The sequence below is a fragment of the Flavobacterium sandaracinum genome (assembly GCF_004349135.1).
Lineage (GTDB): Bacteria > Bacteroidota > Bacteroidia > Flavobacteriales > Flavobacteriaceae > Flavobacterium > Flavobacterium sandaracinum.
The window spans coordinates 20,934-44,994 of sequence record NZ_SMFN01000003.1 but is presented as its reverse complement, the minus strand read 5'-3'; the positions used below and the strand labels follow the sequence as shown (position 1 = coordinate 44,994).

Below are 24,061 nucleotides of genomic sequence, written 5' to 3'. Positions count from 1 at the left end.
AATTTGCCGCTTTTTGAATTAGTTGATTATTAATTTTTTTATGACTGAATCCGAATCGATAGTAATTCGAACTAAGTAGGTTCCGCTTGCAATGTTCGGCACCGTAATTTCTGATTTGGTGCTGTTTTCTTCACTGTAAATTTTCTGGCCAATGATAGAATAAATTTCAATAGAATACATTTTATTCGAATGATTGACAGAGAAAGTTCCATGCGATGGATTTGGGTAAATAACAATTGCATCCCTATCTGAAATAGTTTCTGTTTTAGACTCTTTTGCAACGATGCGACTTCCTAAATTGTTACACGTATCAGATGTGTAAGAATCCCATTGGGTTGTCTTATTGAAAGTAGTTGTAGGAGAAGTAACAGTAGCTTTTCTTCGAAGGGTTTGATCCGCTGCAAAATTTGCCGTTCCGCCATTAAAAGTTCCAATGATGTCAATCAAGATACCATTTTTGAATAAACCTACAGCATCATTTCCATTAAAAGCCATCTCAGTTGCCGATGTAGAAATGTTTGCAGCGCTTGTTGGATAACAACTGGACGCCATTAAACTGTTTACGATAGTAAATTTACTTCCGTTATTTAACGTTCCTGTCAGCGGTAAACCTGCACTCCAAGCACCTGCTCCATTTGTTTGTTTTTTGATTCTGTATATGGATAAGTTGACCGCAGCACCCGTTGCATTTGAAATTTCCAACGCCTTATTATTCGAAGAACCTTCAATATATTCTGAGAATAACAAATCAGTTGCAGTGGAACCGCTTGCAGTTGTTGTAACGTTTAGGGTGTTACTTGAAGCAGAAATATTTCCTGCGGCATCTTTAGCCTTTACAGTAAAAGCGTAAGTTGTTGCAGCAGTTAATCCTGTAATAGTAGTGGAAAGTCCAGTTATCGTTGCTTTTAAAGCGCTGTTCATATAAACATTATAGCCGGTTACAGCAGTGTTGTCCATTGAGCCTGTCCAGCTTAGTGAGATAGAAGTGGTTGTTTTTGTAGATGATACTAAATTCGTTGGTGTAGTTGGAGCTTGTGTATCAGCTGTTGGGTTCCAAATCGCTTGTACATATTCAGGATGATCAATATATGGATTCCTATTGTTTTGAGCTGTGTAAATAGCATTGTTACGCGCAATTTCTCTTGAACTCACTGGGTCTTGATTGTGCCAAGTGATCAATAAGTTTAAAAAAGCAGTTGTGAAAACCTGATTACTAGTCCCATTAAACATTGCATAGGAATAGCCGGCAACAGTATTCTCGTAACGAGTGGCAAAATAAAAATACATACGTGCGATATCCCCTTTGAATTCGCTAATTGGCTCAAATATAGGTCCGGAATAACCAGCTGTTGTGCTTGCTCCAAGTTTACTTCCATTCAAAGAAGTCCAAGTTGCAGATGTTACCGGTCCGTGTGGATAATTAGAACGTTGCCCGTTTACTTTTCCATCTGTTGGAGTGATAAAATGTGCATCGGAAACCATTGGTGCAGCAGAATTAAAAGTCGATTGTGGAATAATGTGTTCTCTGTTGTAGCAATCGCCTTCTACGCTATAGGTGCCACATCTTTGAGTTGTTCCAGCAGAGTAATTGTAAGGATCTGTGGCGGTTGGTTTTTCAGAATACATGTCTAAAATAGTGCCGTCATTTTCGTAGTAATAATCCCTGTCTGATGTTTGGTAAATTGTGTATAAACCTGAGTAACCGTTATCAGTGTGGCCTTTTATAATGTTGTATAGCTGTGTTTTTAAGGTGTAGCCAGTTCCCGTGGCGGTAGTGTAATAGCCAGTTGGTACTTGCGCGATACCAGTTGTGACGATTAACAACAATAAGGCAGAGTAGATTTTTTTCATAATTTAAATTTGTTTTGGTTTTTGGGGTTAATCTCAGATTTTTAAAACAGGTTTGTATATTTTAAGTACTTAAGACGCACAAATTTATAACTTTAAAGATGTTTCGTGTTAAGAAATTGTGAATATAATTATGTTTTTCTTAACATAATTATTAACATTTTGAGAAAATTAGTTATCGTTTTGGAAAAAAAATAGATACAAAAGTGAGGTAGGTCTTTTGTATTGGATTGAAATGTTTTTTCGAAAAAATAAGAACAAAAAAAGCGGCAATAATTGCCGCTTTAAATGAGTATTTCAATTTTTAAACTAGTTTACAATAAGTTTTTTAGTAACTGATTTTGTGTCGGTTGTTATTTTAACTAGGTAAACTCCTTTCTGAAGATTGTTGATAGTAGCAGAAGAACTGTTTGTATATTCTTTTTCAAATACTTTTTGTCCTAATACTGAAAACACTTGAACAGAATATTTTTCATTTGAATTTTCTAAATTTAATTTTACATTTCCATTTGATGGATTTGGATAGATATTAAAACTGTTTGTTTCTAATTCATTAACGTTAAGTGAGGCAGAGCATGTCCAAGAAAGGTCGTCAAATTTTACACGATTTGATGTGCTACTGTTACCTGTGATGCTAATGATTACATCACCGGTGACATTTATTCCTGAAATAGTTGTAGTAGTCGCCGTTGCACTATAAGGTATGGTCCCAACTTCAATTCCATTAACATTAAGCTTAAATGATCCTGCGGTTCCAGAAAAAACAAGTTGGGTAGTAACTGTTAAATCCTTGATGCCATTAGCAACAGACGAAGAGGTAAGAGAGCCATTTCGTATTGTTATTGCTCTTGAATTCAATGTTTGGTCGGTACGGGAATCCACAGCGGTCCATGTTATTCCAGCATTAGTCCAAGTTTGTGTTGCATAAGAACTGGCATTAGGTGGCATAGTTTGAAAATCTTCAGATGCACAAGAAGTTGTGCCGGCAGCAGGAGCTTTAGTAGTTCCCTCAGCAATGTTACTGGCTAATGAAGAATTTCTTTCGGCATCTCTGGCAATGATAGAAAAGGAATAAGTAGTTGAAGCTGCTAAACCATTTACAATGGCTGTTAATCCAGTTTCTGTTGATTTTAAAGTGCCGTTTACATACACATCATAACCGGTAACGGCTACATTGTCTGTAGCAGCAGTCCAAGTTAAGGTTGCAGTGTTAGCGGTAGTCTCAGTTACAGTTAAGTTTGTCACAGCAGTTGGAGCTTCCGTATCAACTACTTCTGTTTTCCAAATAGCTGTTACATAATCAGGATTGTCAATAAATGGATTCCTATTATTTTGACGTGCATAAATGGCGTTGTTGCGCGTAATTTCTCTAGCACTTACTGGATCTTGATTGTGCCAAGCCAACAATTGATTTAGAAATGCTGTGGTAAATACTTTATTAGTTGAATTATTGAACATTGGGTAATTGTATCCGGCAACTGTATTTTCATAACGAGTTGCAAAATAGAAATACATTCTGGCAATATCCCCTTTGAATTCATCAATTGGTTCAAAAACAAGACCTGAATATCCAGCAGTTGTACTAGTTCCAAGTTTACTTCCGTTTAAAGTAGTTTGAGTAGCGATCGCTACTACTGAATGCGGATAATTATTCCTTATTCCATTTACTTCTCCGTCAGTAGGAGTAATAAAATGCGCATCAGAGACCATCGGTGATGCTTGGCTAAATATGGATTGTGGTATGATGTGTTCTCTATTGTAACAATCTCCCTCTTTGGCGTAACCACTACTTCCGCATCGCTGCGTAGTTGCAATGCTATAAGTGTATGGATCCGTTCCGGTTGGATTTTCCGAATACATGTCTAAAACCGAACCATCTTTTTCAAAGAAATTATCAATATCTGATGTTTCATAGGTAACATATAAATCGCCATAGCTAAGAACTGTATGGTCTTTTATAATATTGTACAATTGAGTTTTCAATGTATAACCAGTTCCTGTGGCATTTGTGTAATAGCCGGTTGGTGCTTGTGCAAAACCTGCTGCAAAAAGAAATAAAAAGAGTAGCGAGTAGATTTGTTTCATAGTCTGATAATGGATTAATTTGGTTTTAAAAAAGGGTTTGAATTTATATGTGAAAAAATTTTTCAAAACTACTATTTAAATTGACATCGGATGTTACTAAATGTTTAATTTATTCAAGTTTTTTTAATTTTAAATAGTTAGGATGCTCTAATTTAGATTAGTTTATTTTGGAAAAACTTTGTTTTGATACGCTCCCAAATCAGGTGGTAAAGTCCTAGTATTTCCCGTAATGTCTAACGGAATCAGATATGCCGAATTCCCTTTTGCGAAAGCGGCTGAAGTTTGATCAATATTGAACTTATTCTGAGATACATTGAAGAATTTTGGATCCTTGTTCAAAATTATGGCATTGTAATGTGTCGTATCCGTGTTGAATTGATAATCGGGATTGGTTGTAAATTGATTGGATACGTTATCAAATTTAATCAGGCAATTGTTAAATTGGTATTCAAAAGCGGCTCCCGTTTTTTTGGTTAAGCTCATTTCGTTTGAGTACGAACCATAAATTATACAGTTATTAAACGTGGCAGCGGTTAAATCTTTTACCTCTGGAACTGCTCCCAAAATATAATTGCTAACCAAAACCGCCACTTGTTTCGAGCTGTTCCAATTATTATTGAAAGTGGAGTGGGTAAACGAATAATTTCCGCCGTAAGTGCAGGCTAAACTAGCTAATCCGGCATTATTGATGGCTATGTTTTCTCCATTTATTTTTGCGGTCTGCGCCAAAATTCCGTAGTTGCTACAATTGTAGATTTGGGTATTTTTGATAAAAACTGTTGTGCCATCATTGTTTTGAATCAACAACCCAATCGTTGCATTTTTAATTGTGAGGTGATTAATTGTATTATTGGTACTGCCATCAGTGAACCAAATGGCTCCCCATTGTCCCGGTACATTTGAAAAATCTGGTTCTAAACGATCGCCTTCAAAAATGACTTCGTTTTCTAGTTTATCTGTTGTTGAAAGTGTTCCATTAATATTGATGGAGGCATTATTGGCTACAATAAGTCCAGAGTTAGCATGGAAATGCACTCGAGTTCCAGCCTCAAAAGTGGCCGTTTTATTCGAAGGAACTGCTGCATAGCCATAAATCACATACGGTTTGTCATTGGTAAACTGCAATTCATTTCCATTTACAGGATCATTTTCATCCAGATAAAAACCATCTATATCTTGGTTTCCAACAGGAAGTGTTTCCGTAGTTCCATCTGCAAAACGCTTTGGATACAAGAAAACAGCATCTTGAATCAGTGTTACTAGTTCAATATTTTGTAGGTTTTCGCCACTGTCAAACTGAATTTGATCGGTGTATAAAAAATCGGTTGGAGTAGCATCTGCAATATTAGCGGTAGTTTCTATGAAAATATACAAACTGTCTTTGGCTAAAAGGTCTACATTGTTAAAAATTTTCCCTTCTGTTCCCTGCATTCCGTCAACGGTCAATCGGTATTTAGAATTCAAACCTTTTCCTAATTTAATTGTCGGAATGGTAATGTCATTCTTGCTTTTATTGTACACTTTGAGCCTATATGTGCTGGAGCCAATGTTAGTGAAAACAGTGTCGAGATAGATCGTGTCTTTGGAAAACTCCAAATCTCCAGTACTTGCTACAGTCTCAAAATCGGAACGACAGGAACAAATAGAAAGCACTATTCCGATAAAAAGCAAGACTATTTTGTAACGCATCTGGTTGTATTTTTTGTAAAAATAGGAAAAATCTATTTTGAAATCAGAATAACAATTGTAATAACTGTTTTGTGACTTATCTTTTATTTATTTTTACATTTTTAAAGACAAAAACATGACATTCGACAAAGAAAAAATACTTCAATATTGCAATCAAGTTTCTAAAAACACCTTAATGCAAACACTAGGTATTGAATATACTGACGCAGGAGAAGATTTTCTGGTTGCAACAATGCCTGTGAATCCTTCTGTACATCAGCCCATGGGATTATTACATGGTGGCGCATCCGTAGCTTTAGCAGAAAGTGTAGGCAGTGCCGCTTCAATGCTTTATGTAAATTCCGAACTAAGCGAGGTGCGCGGAATTGAAATTTCAGCCAATCATTTGAAAGCAAAACGAGACGGAATTGTAACGGCAACCGCTAAGATTGTCCACAAGGGGAGAAGCATTCACCTTTGGGAAATACGAATTACAGATGAAAAGAATGCTTTAATTTCGCTTTGCAAATTAACCAATATGATTTTGCCAAAAAGAAAAAGCGGAGATAAATAGTTCCTTTTTATTTGTGACTTAAGTCAAAAAAAAATTTTAGGAAAAGTACTAAAATGGTTTTGACAAAAATCTAGCAGATGATAAAGCCCTTATTTTCAATGAAATTTATATTTTTAAACAGTAGCTATGATTGATTTTTTTATAAAAGTAAAGCAACAAAAAGCTCAAAATTTACCTTTTGTATTGTACCGAAAACCAAATAATATTAAATTAGTTGGTTTTTTTCAAAATAACGATCACTTATATTTTTCCGAGAATTTTGAAGAGACTGGATTTGTTTTCGCTCCTTTTGAAGGAAACCAGATGATATTGATTCCCAGAAATCAGTCGGTAAAATGGGAAACACTAGTGCCTTCTTCTGATGAAAATAATGCTTTGGATTGTATAGATTCAGAAGATATTCAAGCTAAAGAACATTTTGAAGGGCTTGTACAAAAGGGAATTGATGCTATTGCAAAAGGTACTTTGAAAAAAGTAGTAGTGTCTCGGGAAGAAATTGTCAATGTGTCAAATTTTGATTTAGTTTCAATTTTCGAAAAATTAATTCAAAATTATCCTACTGCTTTTTGCTATTGCTGGTTTCATCCCAAAATAGGTTTATGGATGGGCGCTTCACCGGAGCGATTACTGAAGGCCAATTCAGATACTTTTTATACAATGTCATTAGCGGGTACGCAAAAAATTCAGCCTGCAAAAGAAGTAGTTTGGGAAAAAAAGGAAATAGAAGAACAGCAGTTTGTTACTGATTTTATTTTGAATAATTTAAAGGATTTGACTTCAGAAGTAGCTGTATCTAGTCCGTATACTGCACAAGCTGGAACTTTAGCACACATTAAAACAGACATTGAAGGTGTAATTAATGAGCATTCAACCTTGAAAGAAGTTGTTTCCGTTTTACACCCAACGCCTGCCGTATGTGGATTACCTAAGGAAGTCGCTAAAAATTTTATTTTAGAAAATGAAGGCTATGACCGAGAATATTATACCGGTTTTTTAGGTGAATTAAACAAAGAAGGATTTAATTCTGGAGAAATAAAATCAGATTTATATGTGAATTTGCGATGCATGCAAATCAAAGAGGATTCTAAACATGCAATCACCCAAGCGCATTTGTATTTAGGCTGCGGTATTACAAAAGATAGTATTCCAGAAAATGAATGGAAGGAAAGCGTGAATAAATCTGCTACAATGAAACAAGTGTTGTAAAAGATTTGGTTTAGATAATTAGTAAGTTTCTATATTAAAAAAAACAAATAAAATGAAATTAGATATACTGGCTTTTGGTGCGCATCCTGATGATGTGGAATTAGGTTGTGCAGGAACCATTTTAAAAGAAATCTCGTTAGGAAAAACAGTTGGAATTATTGATTTGACCCGCGGGGAATTAGGAACTCGAGGTTCAGCTGAAATTAGGGATCAGGAAGCTCATGCTGCTGCAAAAATTTTGGGAGTTTCAGCACGTGAAAATTTAGAGATGCGAGATGGTTTTTTTGTCAATGACGAAAAGCATCAATTGGAAATCATAAAAATGATTCGGAAATACCAGCCAGAAATTGTTTTGTGTAATGCAATTGATGATCGACATATTGATCATGCTAAAGGAAGCAATTTGGTTTCAGATGCTTGTTTTTTATCTGGATTAATGAAGATAGAAACTGAATTGGAAGGAGAGCAACAAAAGGCTTGGCGACCTAAAATCGTCTATCATTATATTCAGTGGAAAAACATAGAACCGGATTTTGTAGTTGATATTACAGGTTTCACGGATAAAAAAATCGAATCTATTTTGGCGTATGGTTCTCAATTTTATGATGCAAATTCTAATGAGCCGGAGTCTCCAATAACGAGTAAAAACTTCTTCGAAAGCTTGAATTATCGTTCTAGAGATTTAGGACGGCTCACAGGAGTAGAACATGCCGAAGGTTTTACTGTAGAAAGATATTTGGCAGTCAATAGCTTAGGCGATTTGATGTAAATTTCATGTAATTTTTTAAAAAAAATATTTGCAGAAGTAAACTTATGTTGTATATTTGCCACCGCTAAGCAAATGGTGGTTGTAGCTCAGTTGGTTAGAGCATCGGTTTGTGGTACCGAGGGTCGCGGGTTCGAGCCCCGTCTCCCACCCAGAAAGCAAAAGCCTCTCAGAAATGAGAGGCTTTTTTTGTGGATTAAAGTTTCGTGTGATTGTAGCTCGTTCACTATCGGTTTGAACCTAGTAAAAAAGAATAACATCATGTTTTGTCATCAAATAAATTATTGTGAATTTTATGATTCATTAGATTAATAGAATAGCTATTTCAGTCTATATTGACCCGTTAGGTTTTATATTCTTGGTATTAAAGCAATGGTATTTTCTTTTGTCTATCTTTGAACGCCTTTGATAGTCAAATCAATTAATAATAAGCTTTCAAAATTTTAAATATTATTTACATAATTTAATGAAAAACGAGAAAATAAATACTAAAATTCTTAAAAGTAAATACATTCCAACTGCTGAGTTTTATAGCCAAATAATAGATAGTTTACAAGATTATTCGATTTTCACTCTTGATAATGAATTTATAATAAATAGTTGGAGTTCTGGAGCTGCAAAAATTTTTGGTTATGAAGCGGATGAAATTATAGGGGAAAGTTTTGATATAATTTTCACGGAACAAGACATAAAAAATGGTATTCCTCAAACGGAAATTCAAGCTGCGCTATCAGAGGGGAGAGCAACAGACAATAGATGGCATATTTGTAAGGACAAGGAAGTGTTTTATGCTTACGGTTTGGTTTTTCCGCTTATCGGTATTGATGGAGAAAGGTTGGGATACGTTAAAATTTTGCGTGATCTTACGGAGCGAAAGAAATCAGAGGATGCCATAAAGAAATATGTAAAAGAACTGGAAGATCTTAATGGACACAAAGAAAATGTACTTGCAATTGTATCTCATGATTTAAGAAGTCCATTATCTGGAATTATAGGGTCGGCAGAATATTTGAAAACAAATTTTGATCGATTAGAATCCAAGAAAGCAAAAGAAATACTTGATTTACTTCATAAAACTGCAGTAGATGAGCTAAATATGCTAGATAATTTAGTAGAGTGGGCTAGAGTAAAATATGCATCTGAAGTGTTTTCTCCTGTAAAAACTAAGCCTTTTACTTATGTACAAAAGGTTTTTGATTCCTTACGTGAAACAGCCTCTTTGAAATCCATAAATCTTCATAATGAAATCGAGCCCAATATTAGTGTTTTTGCAGATGCAAAAATGTTGCTTTCTGTTTTTCAAAACATACTTTCTAATGCTATTAAGCATTCCTTACCAGGAGGGGAAATTACCGTTTTAGCCAAAATTGAAGCGGAAAAAGTGATTTTTCAAATAAAGGATTCTGGGATTGGAATGTCCAAGGAGGTGCAAGACAAACTTTTTACTCCACAAATGAGTACCCTTTCTAAAGCAAGAAAAGATAACAAAGGTGCTGGAATAGGGTTGTTATTGGTGAAAGGATTTTTAGAAAAAAATGATGGCGAAATATGGGTTGAAAGTATAGAAGGAGTTGGGTCTTCTTTTTATTTTACATTACCTATTGAGGAACCTTTGTATAAAATCGATAGTGTAGATAAAATAGAATTTGACGATAGAGTTTGATAAATAAAGGATAAAAAAAGAGCTTTGAATCACTTCAAAGCTCTTTTTTTATGGGGTTCGCACAAGGGATAGTAGTGGAAATCCTTTTTTATCTCGTTTTTTTACGAGATAAAAAAGATTGTAACGGATAGCCCGACCACGCTGCAACGCTAGTGAAAGCTGGGATGTGCCCCACTATTTACTCTATTTTTTATCTACGATTGGTCTTTCGCTGCGGTTTGCGAGCTCCCATGCAGTAACAAAGGCAAACTGTGCTCTTTTGGCTAACGCATCGTATTCAATTTTGTCTGGACTGTCTGTTGGTTTGTGATAATCTGCATGCACTCCATTGAAAAGAAAAACAGAGGGTACTCCGTTTTTAGCAAAGTTATAATGGTCAGATCGCTCATAGAAATGGTTGGGATCTTTAGGATCATTGTATTTGTAATCTAGAACCAAGTTAGTGTATTTAGCATTTGCAATGGTGCAAATATTATCTAAATCAGTTGATAATCGGTTTGCACCAATAACATATACATAATTATTACTTCCTGCATGTGCTTCGTCACGACGTCCTATCATGTCAATATTGATATCAGTGATGGTATTTGCTAGCGGGAACAAAGGATTTTCTGAGTAATAACGGGAGCCGTGTAATCCATGTTCTTCGCCGGTAACATGAAGAAAAAGGATAGAGCGTTTTGGGCCATGTCCTGCTTTTTTAGCGATTTGGAATGCTTGCGCGATTTCTAACAATGCAACTGTTCCAGAACCATCATCATCAGCACCGTTATAAATTTCACCGTTTTTTGTACCTACATGATCGTAATGAGCAGAAATTACCAAGACTTCATTTGGTTTCTCAGATCCTTCAATATAAGCCCAAACGTTTTCTGAATCAGGTAAATTTTCATTTCGCTTAGCATTCAGGAAAGCGGCAGGAATTTTTTGGTAAAAGTCAGCGGCACCAGTGGGGAAGCTGATGTCGTTTTTCTTGTATTGATCGATGAGGTAAACACCTGCTTTTTTCTGTCCTGCAGATCCAGTTTCGCGGCCTTCCATCTCGTCAGAAGCAACGATGTAAAGATGTGTTTTTAATTCGTCAGCAGTGATTGTATTCATGTATTTTGTTGGGTCCACCTGAGCGAAACTGCTTTTTTGTGAGGCACAACTTAAAGTTAAAATAACAGACAAACTTAATAAAGAGATTTTTTTCATTTTTTTAATGTAAATTGATAAAGGTGTAAAGAGCAAAAATTGATAATATAATTATGATCAGAATAAAGTTTATAAAAAACAACAAGCTACTTTTTATAAAAGATATCAAGCGGGTTTCACCATAAAAACGATGATGTGCGGGATAAAAATAATAAATCATCCATCCAATTCCGATAAAATTAACTACAATCTGTATAAAAGTTATAAAACTGGATGCTGTAAATGGTGACAACGCTTTGTTAATGAGGAACAAAAGCAGAAAAATCAATAATAAAAAGGAGAAGTAATGTAAGGTGAAAATTCCATGATCAAAATAATACCAACGTTTTTTATTATGGAATAGCCAAAGGAAAAAAGCAAAAAGAGGCATGAATACAAACAGCACTTTGGGTAAATTGTGGGTAAAGGAGCTTATGAATTTTTCAATGATTTCGCTTTGTGTGTTGTTCTCTTTAACGATTTGGAATTTTTTATTCATCCAATAACTAAAATCGGACAGCTTTTTTGATTCTGGAGCATTTTTTTGGATAGAGTCAAGTTGTTCCACGGAGTCGTATCCAAAATCTTGAAATGTTTGGATAGAGTCCAATTGTTCCACGGGGTTGTATCCAAAATCTTGAAATCCTTCTTCTTCCTCATTTGAATCAGTTTGGTTCTTTTTAACCGAATCATTTTTGGTTATAATATTCTGAAACGATTTGTTTTTGGTGGTAATGGTGGATTTCTTTTCGGGTTTTTTTTCTGAAGAATTGATTTCACCGGGGAAAATGGCAATCAATAGAAAAGTGATAAAACTTATAAAAATATAAAGCCGAACTGGTGCTAAATAGGAGAGTCGCTTTCCGGAAAGGTATTCTTTAGTTAACGCAGCAGGTTTGAATAAAAGATTTTTTATAGTGCGCCAAAAAGCATTTTCATAATGTGTTAAATCCTCAAAAAAATGGATAAAGAGGTGGTGAAACGTCTTTCTGGTATCGGTATTTTCTTGTCCACAATTGGGACAGAATTTATTTTCTACCACGTATCTGCAATTAAGGCAGGTTTTGTCGTTTCGGATTTTACTTTTTGACATAAAAAAAAACAGTATAAATTATAGAATTTTTGCTACATTTTAATTTATAAAACTAACAAAAAAACTGAACTTATACTGCTTTTGAAAAATTATGTTTGAAAAATTATTTCAAAACTTCTTTTAAGAAAGTATTCATGCGTTCCCAGGAACGTCTTGCTGCTTTTTCGTTGTATGCAGCTCCTTTAGAATTATCATTCCCAGCTTCAGGCTCTGTAAAAGCATGTACCGCATCCGCGTAATAAATCATTTCCCAATCTGCTTTTGTGTCTCTCATTTCTTGTTGAAAAGCGGTTATTTCAGTTAATGGAACATAAGGATCATCAGCGCCATGAAGCACTAAAACTCTCGTTTTAATTGGATTATTGACTCTAGAAGCGTCGCGACCTAAACCCCCATGAAAAGAAACAACTCCTTGTAGTTCCATTCCAGTTCTTGCAGCCTCTAAAACACCTGTTCCACCAAAACAGTAGCCAATCATAACGATATTATTAGGATAAGCACCCGCTTTTACTAATTGCTCTAGAGCGAGTTGAATGCGTCTTTGATAATCAGCCACATTGCTTTTGTAAAAGCCAGCTTGCTTGCCTGCTTCTTGTGTGTTTGTTGGATAATTTCCTTCTCCATAAATATCTGCTATAAAGGCATAATAACCCATCTTTGATAGTTTTTGTGCAGATTCTTTGGAGTGGTTATCGATTCCTTTCCAAGCGGGAAGGATCAAAATTCCAGGTTTCGTTTTGCTTCCTTTCTTTGGTGCAATTGATAATCCATTTAATTTTTGTGTTCCATCTGTGTATTGTACTGTTTTTAATTGTGCCAATGAGCCGTTGGAGAATACAATAAATCCTAAAAAGGCAAAGAAGATATTTTTCATTTTGATCGTTTTTTTGTTTGTTGCAAATATCTCAATTAATTTATTCTGAAATTAGTACCGTGATTTTTTTAATTGATAACAGTATTTTAAATTTTTATAATTGAGATTAAGCTATTATTCTCCGGGATGATATGTTTTTGTAGCATGTTTTTGAACTTCTTCTTTATAAAAAAAGATGTCTTTGAATTGTCCTTTTTGGTACATTTCAGCCTGATCGAAAAAATGTTCCGATTTAGGATCACCGCTATTTCCACCTGCCAGCAATGATTTGGCTTTTATTTTTGGTCCAAATTCTACTGCGCACACAAAACTGTTTCCGTTCGTTCCATAGCGTTTTTTGGTGTCTTTTTGATAGTTGCTTTTGTATGCTGGTAAGCTTCCCCAAAGTGCCGGTCCGTAACCTATAGGCAAACTTTCAAGCGCATCATTATAAATCAAATTAATGTCACCGGAAGCTCTTTGGAAACGATTGATTTCTCCCCAGGGAATTTGCCAAGATCCAAATTTAATTTTCAAATCGTTCAGCACCATTTGCAATTGCGGAATTAGTTGGTCCGGAAAAGCATTTTTTGCAAAATTAAGCGTGTTTTCCACTTGGTCCATTTCGCCTTCATCCACATATACTTTTTGAATAATTGGGTCTAATTTGTAACCCCATTCCACTGCTAAGGTTGTAGCCACAGAATTTTCTTTGGCATAATAATCCCAATTTTTCAACAGGGTTATCGGAGCTGAAAGTTCTGCATAGAGCGGATCTTCAATACTGATATTTTTCTCAAAACTAGAAATTAATGCTGGAATCAGATATTCGAAAGCGGTTAGTTTAGTATCGTATCCGTCAGAAATTACTTTGTCTAATGTATACTTAGTTCCTTTGCTTAATAATCGCACCGCATTTAATCCTCTGAAACTTTCCCCGTCTGGCGCCATGTAAGGCAAATAGTTTTCTTTTTTTGGACTATTGTCACCAGCGACTGTATACGGTGTAGAATTGCAGTTTTGTAGCCAACCGTTTATTGGATTATAGGAATGTACCGTCTCTGAAACCTCATGCAATCCTTTCCATTGTGTTGCCGATGTTGTACCGTCCATCACTTTTGACCAATTCAGGTTCTTGTCTCGAATAGGAATGAAATTTCCGTGCCAATAGGCTATATTTCCCTCTTTATCGGCATAAACAGTATTATTTGAAGTATTGGCTTTCAAATCCATTGCTGTTTTGTAGTCTGCAAAGCTTTTTGATTTTGTTCGTATCCAACTTTGCTCTAGACTTTTCATCGAACGATTATTTGATTTTAAACTGATCCATTTTCCGTCTCTTTTAGCCATAATTGGACCGTGATTGGTATGATAGGTTTTGAATGATTTAGGAATTAGTTTTCCGTTTTCTAGATATTTGATGGTGATCCATTTTTCTATTACGGGCAACAATTTTTTATCGTATTCGTAAAACAGTTTGTTATTTTTGGTTGTAATTTTTTCTGCGTACATATCCGCTACATCTACATTTGATGAAGTGTGCATCCAGCCACAATTTTCATTAAATCCTTGGTAAATAAAAAATTGTCCCCACGTTACAGCTCCATAAGCGTTTAATCCTTCTTCACTGCTCATTTGTATTTCTGGTCTGAAATAAAAAGTAGTATGTGGATTTATGTATAAAATAGCATTTCCCGAAACTGTTTTTGAAGGTGCAATTGCAAATCCGTTTGAGCCGGTTTGTATGTCTTTTTCACGTTCGATATAAGCGACTTTATCTGTATTTCCAGAATAAAATGCTTTTAATTCTCCAGTGGAAAGGCCAGCGGTGCTAATAGCCCCAATGCTCCCATCAGTCCAAAGCAAGGGAAACCAAGGTTCAAAATGAGTTAATAAAGCGGGCTTTACTTCGGGATGATTGTACAGGTAGAAGTTAATACCATCAGCATAACTGTTTAATAGTTTTTTCAACCAAGGAGCGGCATTTGTATAATCGGCTTTGGCTTCTTCGGTATCAATTAAAAGTTTAATTTCTAAGTCATTGTACAAAACTGATTGTCCTTTAATTTCGGAAAGGCGTCCTAATTTTTCTATGTAATTCATTTCGACACGTTTGAAATCGTCCTCACATTGTGCATATAACATACCAAAAACGGCATCCGCATCGGTTTTTCCATACACGTGTGCAATTCCCCAATTGTCCCTGATGATGGTCACTTGCTGTGAGAGTTTTTTTAATCTTTGTATTTCTGTAGTAGCTGTATGTTGTGAAAACAGCGGAATGTTAAAACAAAAAACTAAAATAAGCAGCGGTAAATGATTCTTGAAATATTTCATTTTATTGGATTTTAAATTTTTGACCATGATTATAAATAGCCATTTCTAGGCTTTTGATACTGACCAAATTGGATTTTTTGGATTTGGTTATGCCTTTTGGTTTTTGGACCACAATTACTTCGCTTTCACCAGCAATTTCGATTTCTTTATTACGAACAATTAGCGCAGTGCTTTCATCAATACCAATTCCTATGTAATCTGGGAATTCAACTAAAGCAGAAAGTAAGCGATTGTAACGGCTCCTTTTTAGAAAATGCTGGTCGATAATTACGTTTTTTATCAGGCCTAAGCCTAAGGAAGTTTCTAGATTTCCGTGCCTGATGTTATCAAAAGTAGCGGCGTATTTAGGTTCTAATTTTTGGTTGCCTGTGATCATGTGCTCGCACATAACTGCAGCTCCAGCGCTGGTTCCCGCTATTGTACTTCCATTTTCAAAAGCTCGGTGAATGGCGGTATATGTTGGCGTATTTTTGACTACATTCATAAAACGAGTTTGATCTCCTCCACTAATGAAAATTAGTTTTGCGTTTTGTAAAGAATCGTTCAGCACTTTATTATTCGTAGATGTGATATCAAAATTCAGCATGATAATAGGATTTGAGGTCAGTTTTTGAAATTGTGCTTTAAAATAAATGTAGGCACTATCCGGTTCTTCGCTTGACATGGGCAAAACAACCACATAATCTTTTTTCTTCAACTCAGAAATGCTGATTAATTGCGTCATAAGCGCATCTGATCGATGTCCGCCTCCAATGATGAATAGTTTCCCTTTTGTATTTTGTGCCTGAATGGTGAAGCAACACAAAAAAGTAAATAAGCTAATTCGAACTTTAAGCGATAGAACAGAATGTAAATATTTTTTCATCAGTATTTTATTGGTTTAATCGAAAGTTAAATAGATGCTTTGCTATAACGATACATTTCTTTTAAAAGCGCAACCCAATTCAATTATGGAATCGGTTTTGGCAATGCCAGGAATAGTGTCTATTTTTTCATAAAGCACACTGCGCATGTGCTCGTGATCTTTGGCAATGATTTTCACATAAAGCGTAAATGAGCCGGTAATATAATAACATTCTGTTATTTCTGGAATCTTTTTCAATTCCTCAATAATTCGATTTGAATCCTGATCCTTATTTAATGTGATTCCAGTAAACGAACCCCAATCATAGCCTACTTTTTTTTCATTGATTACTGGTTTTATACCAGTAATAATTCCTTGTTCAGTTAATCTATTGATGCGTTGGTGCACCATGGTGTTTGATATTTTTAAATGAGTCGCAATGGCTGAATAGGCCATTCTACCATCTTTCTCTAGTTCTTTGATGATTTTGATATCGAATTCGTCTAATATATCCATGTTATTGTTACTATTAATGATGAAGGTTTTGTAGAAGTATAAATGTACTTATTTTTATTTATTTCGAAAATAGTTGTAAATCGAATTGCTTATTTGAAATAATGACTTATTTTAATGTAAATTAAAGAAATATTTTCAAATAATATGTTTTTAAAAGTCAAAACATTTATTTTTATTGCTAAATTAAAAAAAAGTAGTAGTTTTGTGCATTACTATTTTAAAATAAAAACATCATGACACATACAGAACAAAACCTTTCTTCAAAATCGGAAGCGTTGATAGCAAAAGAGAATCAATATGGAGCTCATAATTACCATCCTTTACCTGTAGTTTTAGAGCGAGGGGAAGGGGTTCATGTTTGGGATGTGGACGGGAAAAAATATTATGATTTTTTATCAGCATACTCTGCTGTGAATCAAGGACATTGTCATCCAAAAATTGTAGGTGCTATGGTAAAGCAGGCGCAAACATTAACATTGACTTCCCGTGCTTTTCATAATGATCAATTAGGACCGTTTGAAGAATATGTAACTAAATATTTTAATTTTGATAAAGTATTGCCAATGAACACTGGTGCAGAAGCAGTGGAAACGGCCTTAAAATTATGTAGAAAATGGGCGTATGAGGTAAAAGGAATTCCTGAAAATCAAGCGCAAATTATTGTGTGTGAAAACAATTTTCATGGAAGAACAACAACCATTATTTCTTTTTCAAATGATGAAACTGCTCGTAAAAGCTTTGGACCATTCACGGCTGGATTTATTAAAATTCCATACGATGATGTCGAAGCATTGGAAAACGTTTTAAAATCAACCAAAAATATTGCAGGGTTTTTAGTAGAACCAATTCAAGGAGAAGCGGGTGTTTATGTTCCTACCGAAGGATACTTAGCTAAAGCAAAAGCGCTTTGTGAACAACATAATGTATTATTTATTGCAGATGAAGTACAAACCGGAATTGCTCGTACTGGAAGGTTATTAGCAACTTGTGGGAATTGTGATTGTAAAAATGGTTGTGAAGCAAAACCAGAAGTAAAACCAGATATTCTTATTTTAGGAAAAGCGATTTCAGGTGGTGTTTATCCGGTTTCAGCAGTTTTAGCTAATGATCACATCATGAATGTGATTAAACCAGGGCAACACGGTTCCACTTTTGGAGGGAATCCTATTGCTGCCGCTGTCGCTATTGCTGCACTTGAAGTGGTAAAAGAAGAAAATTTGGCGCAAAATGCCGCTCACTTAGGAGAAGTCTTAAGAACTGGGCTTAACGAGATTGCTTCAAGAAATCCTATAATCACCTTGGTTCGTGGTAAAGGATTATTAAATGCTATTGTGATTAATAGTGGAGAGGAATCTGATTTAGCCTGGGATATTTGCATGAAATTTAGAGATTATGGTCTATTAGCTAAGCCAACTCACGGAAATAAAATTCGATTTGCCCCACCGTTAGTGATTACTGAATCGCAGATACAGGAATGTTTGGCTATTATCGAAAAAGCCTTAAACGATTTCAGATAATTTATAGATCATGGGAAAAACGATAAAATTAATAAAAAATAGATCGGATATAGGTGCAGGTACACGAGGATCCGATTTAGGGATTGATGCCATCGAAATTGCAGCGATCAATCAGGATAGTGATTATTTTAATCAATTTGAGTTTGAAGACGTAAGGACACACAACGAATCCATATACGACAAAAATAGAAGCTCCTCTGCTAAACGAATTGAGCATGTTGTAGAGCAATGCACCAGAGTTTGTAATGCAGTAAAGAAAAACTTAGAAGGGAATTATTTTCCAATAGTTTTATCAGGAGATCATTCCTCAGCATTAGGAACTTTAAGCGGAATTAAAGCAGCCTATCCAGAGCAAAATATAGGTGTGTTTTGGATTGATGCTCATGCTGATTTGCATTCGCCTTATACTTCACCATCAGGAAATATTCATGGAATGCCTTTGTCTGCGGCTCTTGCTGATGATAATTTGAGTTGCCAGAATAATGATGTGGCTCCAGAGACGCAGCAGCATTGGGAGGATATGAAAAACATAGGGTACAAGGGACCTAAAGTTTTGGCTGAAAATCTAATCTATTTTGGTGTTCGTGATACCGAGGAAGAAGAGAATAAGCAAATTGAAAAACTGCATATTAAAAATTATAAGGTCGACGAAGTACGCTTTAGAGGATTACAAAAATGTGTTTCAGAGGCGTTGACCAAAGTCGCTCATTGTGAAGTTTTATATATTTCTTTTGATGTGGATTCTATGGATTGCGATATGATTTCCTATGGAACAGGAACACCAGTTCCTAAAGGATTTGATCAGTACGAAATCATTGCAATGATTAATCAAATTATTGAAACTAAAAAGGTAGTTTGTATCGAATTTGTAGAAATAAATCCGCTATTGGATACTAAAGGGAATAAAATGGCTGAAACTGCTTTTGAAGTATTAGAGGCTATTACATCGGAACTTAGTGTGCCAATCGAATAATTTTAAGAGCTGTTAACTATAAAAGCCCGAAATCTAAATAGATTTTCGGGCTTTTAATTTTTTATGATTTCTGGAAAATAGGCCAGACGAATTGTGTTTTACTCTGCTTGGTCCTATACCTTATTAACTTCCGTAACCAGGATTTTGAGTGATTTTACTATTGGTATCCATTTCTCTTAGAGGAATTGGAAATACTAAAGTATTGTCATTGTAAGGAATTAATTTGGAACCATCGGCAAATACATCAATAGAACGTTTTGTTCTTTTTAAATCATGTATTGCGAAACCTTCCATTGCTAATTCCAACTCGCGTTCTCTTAATATAGAAGCTAAGTTCACGGTCAAAAAGTTTGCAGCGTTTGCGCGTGTTCTAAGTAAATTGATATCTGCCAATGGCGTGTTTCCCAGGAACGTACCTTCTCTGAAATTTGCTTCAGCTCTTATTAAGTACATTTCAGCAAGACGCATTAATTGTACATCACCAAACTGATTTGTATATTTAGAAGTCAATCGTCTTCCGTTGTCCGGATTGATGTAATTGAAATTGCGTCTTTCGTCATTAATGTCTGTAAATTTAGCCAAGTAGGTAGCTCTAATTTCGATATCACCACCACGGCCTCCATTATTTTCAGAAGCATATAAATTAGTTACTTCATTTTCTCCCGTTTGTTTTGTGATTTGAATTGCAAAAATATCCTCACTTTGATTCACATCATGGTTGAAAGCATCGGCATATTTAGTGGATAGCGTGCGCCCACTATTTTCAATTACCTCATGAGCAGCATCTCTAGCAGCAGGGTAATTTCCTTGCTGTAAATATACTCTAGCCAAAAGAGCTTTGGCAGCATATTTATCAGCATAAAAACTATTATCTTCAGGAAGGTCATTAAAAGCAAGGTTTAAGCCTGAAATGATCAGCGCGTAAACTTCACTTACTGTGCTTCTTTCTTTTGCTAAATCAATAGTAAAATCATAGATGGCATTTGGTCTGATGACAACACCTAATTGACTATTGGCTTGGCCTGCTTCAAAAGGTTTTGCGTAAAAACGAACTAGTTCAAAATAAGCTAACGATTTCAAAAAAGTTGCTTCAGCTACCATGGTTGCTCGTTTAGCAGGATCCTGTACTTTATCTATGTTTTCGATTACGATATTGGCAGCATTAATAATTTGGTAATTTCTAGTATAAATTTGCTGAACAAAACCATTATTTACTAACATTGTTTTAGAATACATTTGTCTGCATTCCGCGAAAGTTCCTCTCCATCTAAAGTCGGTTGTTGCCGTGATTCCAGTCTGCGCTAATAAATCAGCTGAAGTCAATATTCGACCGCCATAAACATCGCCATCTGCTGCTATAGCGTAGGCGCCTGTTAAGATATTCATAATGCCGGATTCAGTACTTAATGTTACTGTTGCATCCTCATTTTGTCTTGGATCAATTTCTAATTCACTATCACAACTTGCAAAAAAAGTAGCGAAAAGAATAATTAAGATTAATTTATTTGATTTCATTTTTTTCATTTTTAAAAATTAATGTTGACTCCCAAAGCAATTGTTCTCGCAGGTGGTGTTGAGTAAAACTCTTCTCCAATACCAGCATCATCTCTTCTTGCTTCTGGATCATAACCAGAATAGTTTGTAAAAGTAAGTAAGTTAACACCTGTTGCATAAAGTCGTACGCTTGTCATTCCAAGTTCTTTTATAGCATTACCAGATAAAGAGTAACCTAATGTTAAGTTTCTTAAACGAACAAAATCAGATTTATCTAAAAATCGTGTAGACGCTCCAGTTCCATTACTACCATACAATCGAGCTTGTGGGATATTGGTAATATCTCCAGGATTTTGCCAGCGATCCAATTGATCAATTGTTTGATTGTCAAAATAATCTGCAGCAACGGATTGATAAATACCAGCAGAATTATAGATACTAGCACCCCATTCCCCTTGGAATGTAAAAGAAAAATCAATCCCTTTATAGTTGATCGTATTGGTTAAACCAGCCATTAAAGTAGGGAATGGATTTCCTGCTATAACTCTTTTCGCTACAGAGTAATCATTGGTGGTTGATTTGTCTAAAGACCCATCCGTATTAAGCGTGTTTTTAACAAATAAAGCATCACCATTAGCAGGATCTACTCCGGCATATTCTACTAGATAAAAAGATGAAATATTTTCTCCTACGCGGTTAATAGTGAAGGTTCCTACGATATCCTTATTGTTATTAGGCATAGATAATACTTCGGATTCATTAGTTGTAATGTTGAAACTTGTATTCCATTTAAGGTTATCAGAGTCAATATTCTTTGTATTCAATGTAAATTCCACTCCACTACTTTGTACTTCACCAATGTTTTGGTTGATTGAAGTTGCTCCAGAACTGATTGATAACGGAACACTAAACAATAATCCATCAGTATTTTTCTTGTAATAATCCGCTTCGACACTGATTTTATTCAATAAACCAAATTCAACACCGAAATCAATTTGAGTTGATTTTTCCCAAGTAAGATTATCATTTCCAGCTTGAGCGAATGAAAGTCCTGATTTCAGGTTGTAAGGATTTGATCCAAACAATTGGCGTGAAGCAAAATTACCCAACTCAGCATTTCCTAATTTTCCCCAGCTTCCTTTAAGTTTTAAGAAAGTCAGCGTAGCATTATCTTTTAAGAAGCTCTCTTCTGAAAGAATCCAACCAGCTGAAAATGCAGGGAAAGTACCAAATCTCTCGTTTTTACCAAAACGGGAAGAACCATCACGACGGATACTGGCTTTAAAAATATACTTATCAGCAAATGAATACGTAAGTCTACCAAATTGAGAAACGAAGGTATAATCCGTTTCGTTTCCAGATCCTGCATTTACTTCTGCACCACCATCAACGGTTTGAAAGGAGTCATTTGGAAAGTAAATACTAGTAACACTTTGAAATCTTCGATTGAATTTATTAAATTCCATACCAGCTACTGCATTAATATCATGCTTTTCGCCAAAGGTTTTATCAAATGTTAAATAGTTACTGTAGATATAAGTTTCATTATTTACAGAAGTTGCAAAAACTTCTCCATCAGTTGCCATAAAAGGAGCATTTCTTCCTGACCAAGCATCTTCAGTTTGTGACAATAAGTCATAAGAAAAATCAGAATTGACTTTTAAAGAAGGAAGGATTTTATATTCTCCATATACTTTTCCAGTAACTCTTCGCATTAGTGTTTTCCAAAAGGAATTATCAATAGCTAACAAATAATTAGCATATAATGTATTAGGATTAGCAGTTCCGTCTGCTAAGCGAGCTGGCGATAACGGCGATTGTGCCACAGCTTGCAAAGGAGTTGTAAAAGAGTTGTCATCCTGCACACGGTCGATTTGGGATCTTGAAAAACTTAAATTCATACCAGCCGTAAAACGGTCGGAAATTTTGTGAGAAACATTGCTTCTCGCTGTTATTCTTTCTAGTGCATTACTATTGATAATACCAGTGGTATTGTTGTATGCTCCAGAAAAGAAATATCTTGTCTTGGCATCTCCTCCAGATACTGAAAAATCAGCATCGGTATTAAATCCATCTTGAAAAGCAGTATCCTGCCAGTCTGTATCTACTTCTCGGTTTCTCCAGTCTGTTCCTTGAGCTAAGAATTCAAAAGTATCTTCAGCCTCAGCAGCATCACCAAGTCCATTGATAGATGCCTCAGTAAACAATTCAATGTACTGATCTGCATTCAGCCATTTTCTTTTATTAGTAGCTTGGCTAACTCCTTGAGAAAGGTTTATGGAGAATGTTCCTTTGCCTTCTTTACCTCTTTTTGTAGTAATCAAAACCACACCATTTGCTCCTCTAGCACCATAAATGGCTGCTGATGATGCATCTTTAAGGACATCAATAGATTCGATTTCGTTCGGGCTTAATGTAAGCAATGGATTGGTTGGTGCTCCATTACTAGATTCATTAGTAGTCACTAAAGGGATGCCATCTAAAACATACAGTGGCTGTGTACCTGCACTAATACTAGCGGCACCACGTACTCGAATGTTTATTCCACCATCTACTTTACCATTCGTTTGCGTTATTTGTACCCCTGCTAATTTACCAACTAAGGCATTTTGAACATTGGATACTGGAATTTGTTGGATGTCTTTTTCTGTTACACGAGCAATATTATCCGTCAATTTCTTTTTGCTTTGGGTTCCATACCCAACTACAACGACTGTTTCTAGTTGATTTGAAGCATCACTGAGCTTTATCAGCATTGATGCAGTAGCTGTAACTTCTATAGTTTTCATCCCTACAAAGCTCACTACTAAAATTTGTCCTCTTTGCGCATTTATGGTAAACTCACCATCAAAATTTGTTTGCGCGCTAATGGTTGTTCCTTTTACAATAATGTTAGCTCCAGGAACTGGAAGACCACCCATATCGGTAACTTTACCAGTTAGGGTACTTTCTTGAGCAAATATCAATTGTACAAAAAGCACAAATAAGACGCTCAAAAAATGTTTGAATTTAATTCTCATTTTGGATTATTTAAGATTAGTTTGTTCAAATATCTAAATAAAATGTTAAATAAGGTGTATTATAGGTGTTAAAAATGTTTGTTTATCGTTTAATTAGCAATAATTTAATTTTTTTAACATAAAAAAACAGATATCGAAATAATAGACCTTTATCAAATTAAATTTGTGAATGCTTTACGAATGGCTTTTCCTTGTTACTATTTTTTGTCATCTTTAAATTGAGATTGGATTACTTGAATGTTTTTTCTAATTTTAAGATTGAATGGGTTTCACTTATTTCAAATCTATAAATGAAGCAGCTAAATTGTGTGGCCAATTAGAAGATTGAAAGTGAAAGTTTTCAATTAGTTTAAAAATGGTTATCTTGCTACTTTGGCGGTTAACAGCAAAGGCAAAATGATGAAGTTGGAGATGCTATTCAATTAAGA

Annotated in this window: 17 protein-coding genes and 1 tRNA gene; 7 read left to right on the top strand and 11 right to left on the bottom strand. The window is 35.2% G+C overall.

The genetic code is table 11. The features are described from left to right. Positions 1–18 precede the first annotated feature (18 nt). The 3 genes from E0F91_RS03520 to E0F91_RS03510 all read right to left on the bottom strand — a co-directional run bounded on the left by E0F91_RS03520 (position 19) and on the right by E0F91_RS03510 (position 5,622). Positions 19–1,851, bottom strand: coding sequence for an endonuclease (locus tag E0F91_RS03520; protein ID WP_132064973.1), 1,833 nt, complete (start codon positions 1,849–1,851; stop codon positions 19–21). 306 nt (positions 1,852–2,157) lie between these two features. Next, the gene (locus tag E0F91_RS03515; RefSeq protein ID WP_132064972.1) at positions 2,158–3,933 is read right to left on the bottom strand and encodes an endonuclease; all 1,776 of its coding nucleotides are present in this window, start codon (positions 3,931–3,933) and stop codon (positions 2,158–2,160) included. Between the two features lie 162 nt (positions 3,934–4,095). After that, complete coding sequence (locus tag E0F91_RS03510) at positions 4,096–5,622, bottom strand: hypothetical protein (RefSeq protein ID WP_132064971.1); 1,527 nt, start codon at positions 5,620–5,622, stop codon at positions 4,096–4,098. Positions 5,623–5,737: 115 nt separating this feature from the next. Between E0F91_RS03510 and E0F91_RS03505 the strand changes: the two genes are divergently transcribed. The 5 genes from E0F91_RS03505 to E0F91_RS03485 all read left to right on the top strand — a co-directional run bounded on the left by E0F91_RS03505 (position 5,738) and on the right by E0F91_RS03485 (position 9,810). Then, positions 5,738–6,175 (top strand): PaaI family thioesterase, encoded by a 438-nt coding sequence (locus tag E0F91_RS03505; protein WP_132064970.1) that lies wholly within the window; start codon positions 5,738–5,740, stop codon positions 6,173–6,175. Between the two features lie 126 nt (positions 6,176–6,301). Next, the gene (locus E0F91_RS03500) at positions 6,302–7,381 is read left to right on the top strand and encodes an isochorismate synthase (RefSeq protein WP_132064969.1); all 1,080 of its coding nucleotides are present in this window, start codon (positions 6,302–6,304) and stop codon (positions 7,379–7,381) included. Positions 7,382–7,433: 52 nt separating this feature from the next. Next, on the top strand, positions 7,434–8,150 hold the full coding sequence (gene bshB1 / locus E0F91_RS03495) for a bacillithiol biosynthesis deacetylase BshB1 (RefSeq protein ID WP_132064968.1): 717 nt from the start codon (positions 7,434–7,436) through the stop codon (positions 8,148–8,150). Positions 8,151–8,224: 74 nt separating this feature from the next. Next, positions 8,225–8,300: transfer RNA gene (locus E0F91_RS03490), tRNA-His, on the top strand. A gap of 313 nt (positions 8,301–8,613) precedes the next feature. Then, positions 8,614–9,810: a PAS domain-containing sensor histidine kinase gene (locus tag E0F91_RS03485; RefSeq protein WP_132064967.1), complete on the top strand. Its 1,197-nt coding sequence runs from the start codon at positions 8,614–8,616 to the stop codon at positions 9,808–9,810. A 183-nt stretch (positions 9,811–9,993) separates the two neighbouring features. Here the strand turns inward: E0F91_RS03485 and E0F91_RS03480 are convergent, their stop codons facing one another. The 6 genes from E0F91_RS03480 to E0F91_RS03455 form a co-directional block, all read right to left on the bottom strand. Further along, on the bottom strand, positions 9,994–11,007 hold the full coding sequence (locus E0F91_RS03480; protein ID WP_132064966.1) for a M28 family metallopeptidase: 1,014 nt from the start codon (positions 11,005–11,007) through the stop codon (positions 9,994–9,996). 4 nt (positions 11,008–11,011) lie between these two features. Then, entirely contained in the window at positions 11,012–12,079 is a 1,068-nt protein-coding gene (locus E0F91_RS03475) for a DUF3667 domain-containing protein (RefSeq protein ID WP_132064965.1), read from the bottom strand. Between the two features lie 103 nt (positions 12,080–12,182). After that, positions 12,183–12,953 carry a dienelactone hydrolase family protein gene (locus E0F91_RS03470; protein ID WP_132064964.1) on the bottom strand — a complete coding sequence of 257 codons (771 nt, stop codon included), beginning with the start codon at positions 12,951–12,953 and terminating at the stop codon, positions 12,183–12,185. Between the two features lie 114 nt (positions 12,954–13,067). Beyond that, on the bottom strand, positions 13,068–15,269 hold the full coding sequence (locus tag E0F91_RS03465; protein ID WP_132064963.1) for a penicillin acylase family protein: 2,202 nt from the start codon (positions 15,267–15,269) through the stop codon (positions 13,068–13,070). Between the two features lies 1 nt (position 15,270). Further along, positions 15,271–16,134 carry a cyanophycinase gene (locus E0F91_RS03460; protein WP_132064962.1) on the bottom strand — a complete coding sequence of 288 codons (864 nt, stop codon included), beginning with the start codon at positions 16,132–16,134 and terminating at the stop codon, positions 15,271–15,273. Between the two features lie 42 nt (positions 16,135–16,176). Further along, positions 16,177–16,629: an Lrp/AsnC family transcriptional regulator gene (locus E0F91_RS03455; protein ID WP_091257761.1), complete on the bottom strand. Its 453-nt coding sequence runs from the start codon at positions 16,627–16,629 to the stop codon at positions 16,177–16,179. A 233-nt stretch (positions 16,630–16,862) separates the two neighbouring features. Between E0F91_RS03455 and rocD the strand changes: the two genes are divergently transcribed. Together rocD and E0F91_RS03445 are read left to right on the top strand one after the other, a co-directional pair. Next, entirely contained in the window at positions 16,863–18,146 is a 1,284-nt protein-coding gene (rocD, locus tag E0F91_RS03450; protein WP_132064961.1) for an ornithine--oxo-acid transaminase, read from the top strand. 10 nt (positions 18,147–18,156) lie between these two features. Next, the gene (locus E0F91_RS03445) at positions 18,157–19,119 is read left to right on the top strand and encodes an arginase (protein ID WP_132064960.1); all 963 of its coding nucleotides are present in this window, start codon (positions 18,157–18,159) and stop codon (positions 19,117–19,119) included. A gap of 123 nt (positions 19,120–19,242) precedes the next feature. Here the strand turns inward: E0F91_RS03445 and E0F91_RS03440 are convergent, their stop codons facing one another. After that, entirely contained in the window at positions 19,243–20,634 is a 1,392-nt protein-coding gene (locus tag E0F91_RS03440) for a RagB/SusD family nutrient uptake outer membrane protein (RefSeq protein ID WP_132064959.1), read from the bottom strand. An 11-nt stretch (positions 20,635–20,645) separates the two neighbouring features. Continuing rightward, positions 20,646–23,633, bottom strand: coding sequence for a SusC/RagA family TonB-linked outer membrane protein (locus tag E0F91_RS03435; RefSeq protein WP_132064958.1), 2,988 nt, complete (start codon positions 23,631–23,633; stop codon positions 20,646–20,648). Positions 23,634–24,061: the final 428 nt, after the last annotated feature.

Excerpts from the sequence above, each read along its gene's own strand:
- E0F91_RS03435 (WP_132064958.1), bottom strand. The coding sequence starts at position 23,633 with ATGAGAATTAAATTCAAACATTTTTTGAGCGTCTTATTTGTGCTTTTT.
- E0F91_RS03480 (WP_132064966.1), bottom strand. The coding sequence starts at position 11,007 with ATGAAAAAAATCTCTTTATTAAGTTTGTCTGTTATTTTAACTTTAAGT.
- E0F91_RS03505 (WP_132064970.1), top strand. The coding sequence starts at position 5,738 with ATGACATTCGACAAAGAAAAAATACTTCAATATTGCAATCAAGTTTCT.
- E0F91_RS03455 (WP_091257761.1), bottom strand. The coding sequence starts at position 16,629 with ATGGATATATTAGACGAATTCGATATCAAAATCATCAAAGAACTAGAG.
- bshB1 (WP_132064968.1), top strand. The coding sequence starts at position 7,434 with ATGAAATTAGATATACTGGCTTTTGGTGCGCATCCTGATGATGTGGAA.
- E0F91_RS03520 (WP_132064973.1), bottom strand. The coding sequence starts at position 1,851 with ATGAAAAAAATCTACTCTGCCTTATTGTTGTTAATCGTCACAACTGGT.
- E0F91_RS03515 (WP_132064972.1), bottom strand. The coding sequence starts at position 3,933 with ATGAAACAAATCTACTCGCTACTCTTTTTATTTCTTTTTGCAGCAGGT.
- E0F91_RS03485 (WP_132064967.1), top strand. The coding sequence starts at position 8,614 with ATGAAAAACGAGAAAATAAATACTAAAATTCTTAAAAGTAAATACATT.
- E0F91_RS03460 (WP_132064962.1), bottom strand. The coding sequence starts at position 16,134 with ATGAAAAAATATTTACATTCTGTTCTATCGCTTAAAGTTCGAATTAGC.
- E0F91_RS03445 (WP_132064960.1), top strand. The coding sequence starts at position 18,157 with ATGGGAAAAACGATAAAATTAATAAAAAATAGATCGGATATAGGTGCA.
- rocD (WP_132064961.1), top strand. The coding sequence starts at position 16,863 with ATGACACATACAGAACAAAACCTTTCTTCAAAATCGGAAGCGTTGATA.
- E0F91_RS03440 (WP_132064959.1), bottom strand. The coding sequence starts at position 20,634 with ATGAAATCAAATAAATTAATCTTAATTATTCTTTTCGCTACTTTTTTT.
- E0F91_RS03500 (WP_132064969.1), top strand. The coding sequence starts at position 6,302 with ATGATTGATTTTTTTATAAAAGTAAAGCAACAAAAAGCTCAAAATTTA.
- E0F91_RS03465 (WP_132064963.1), bottom strand. The coding sequence starts at position 15,269 with ATGAAATATTTCAAGAATCATTTACCGCTGCTTATTTTAGTTTTTTGT.
- E0F91_RS03510 (WP_132064971.1), bottom strand. The coding sequence starts at position 5,622 with ATGCGTTACAAAATAGTCTTGCTTTTTATCGGAATAGTGCTTTCTATT.
- E0F91_RS03475 (WP_132064965.1), bottom strand. The coding sequence starts at position 12,079 with ATGTCAAAAAGTAAAATCCGAAACGACAAAACCTGCCTTAATTGCAGA.
- E0F91_RS03470 (WP_132064964.1), bottom strand. The coding sequence starts at position 12,953 with ATGAAAAATATCTTCTTTGCCTTTTTAGGATTTATTGTATTCTCCAAC.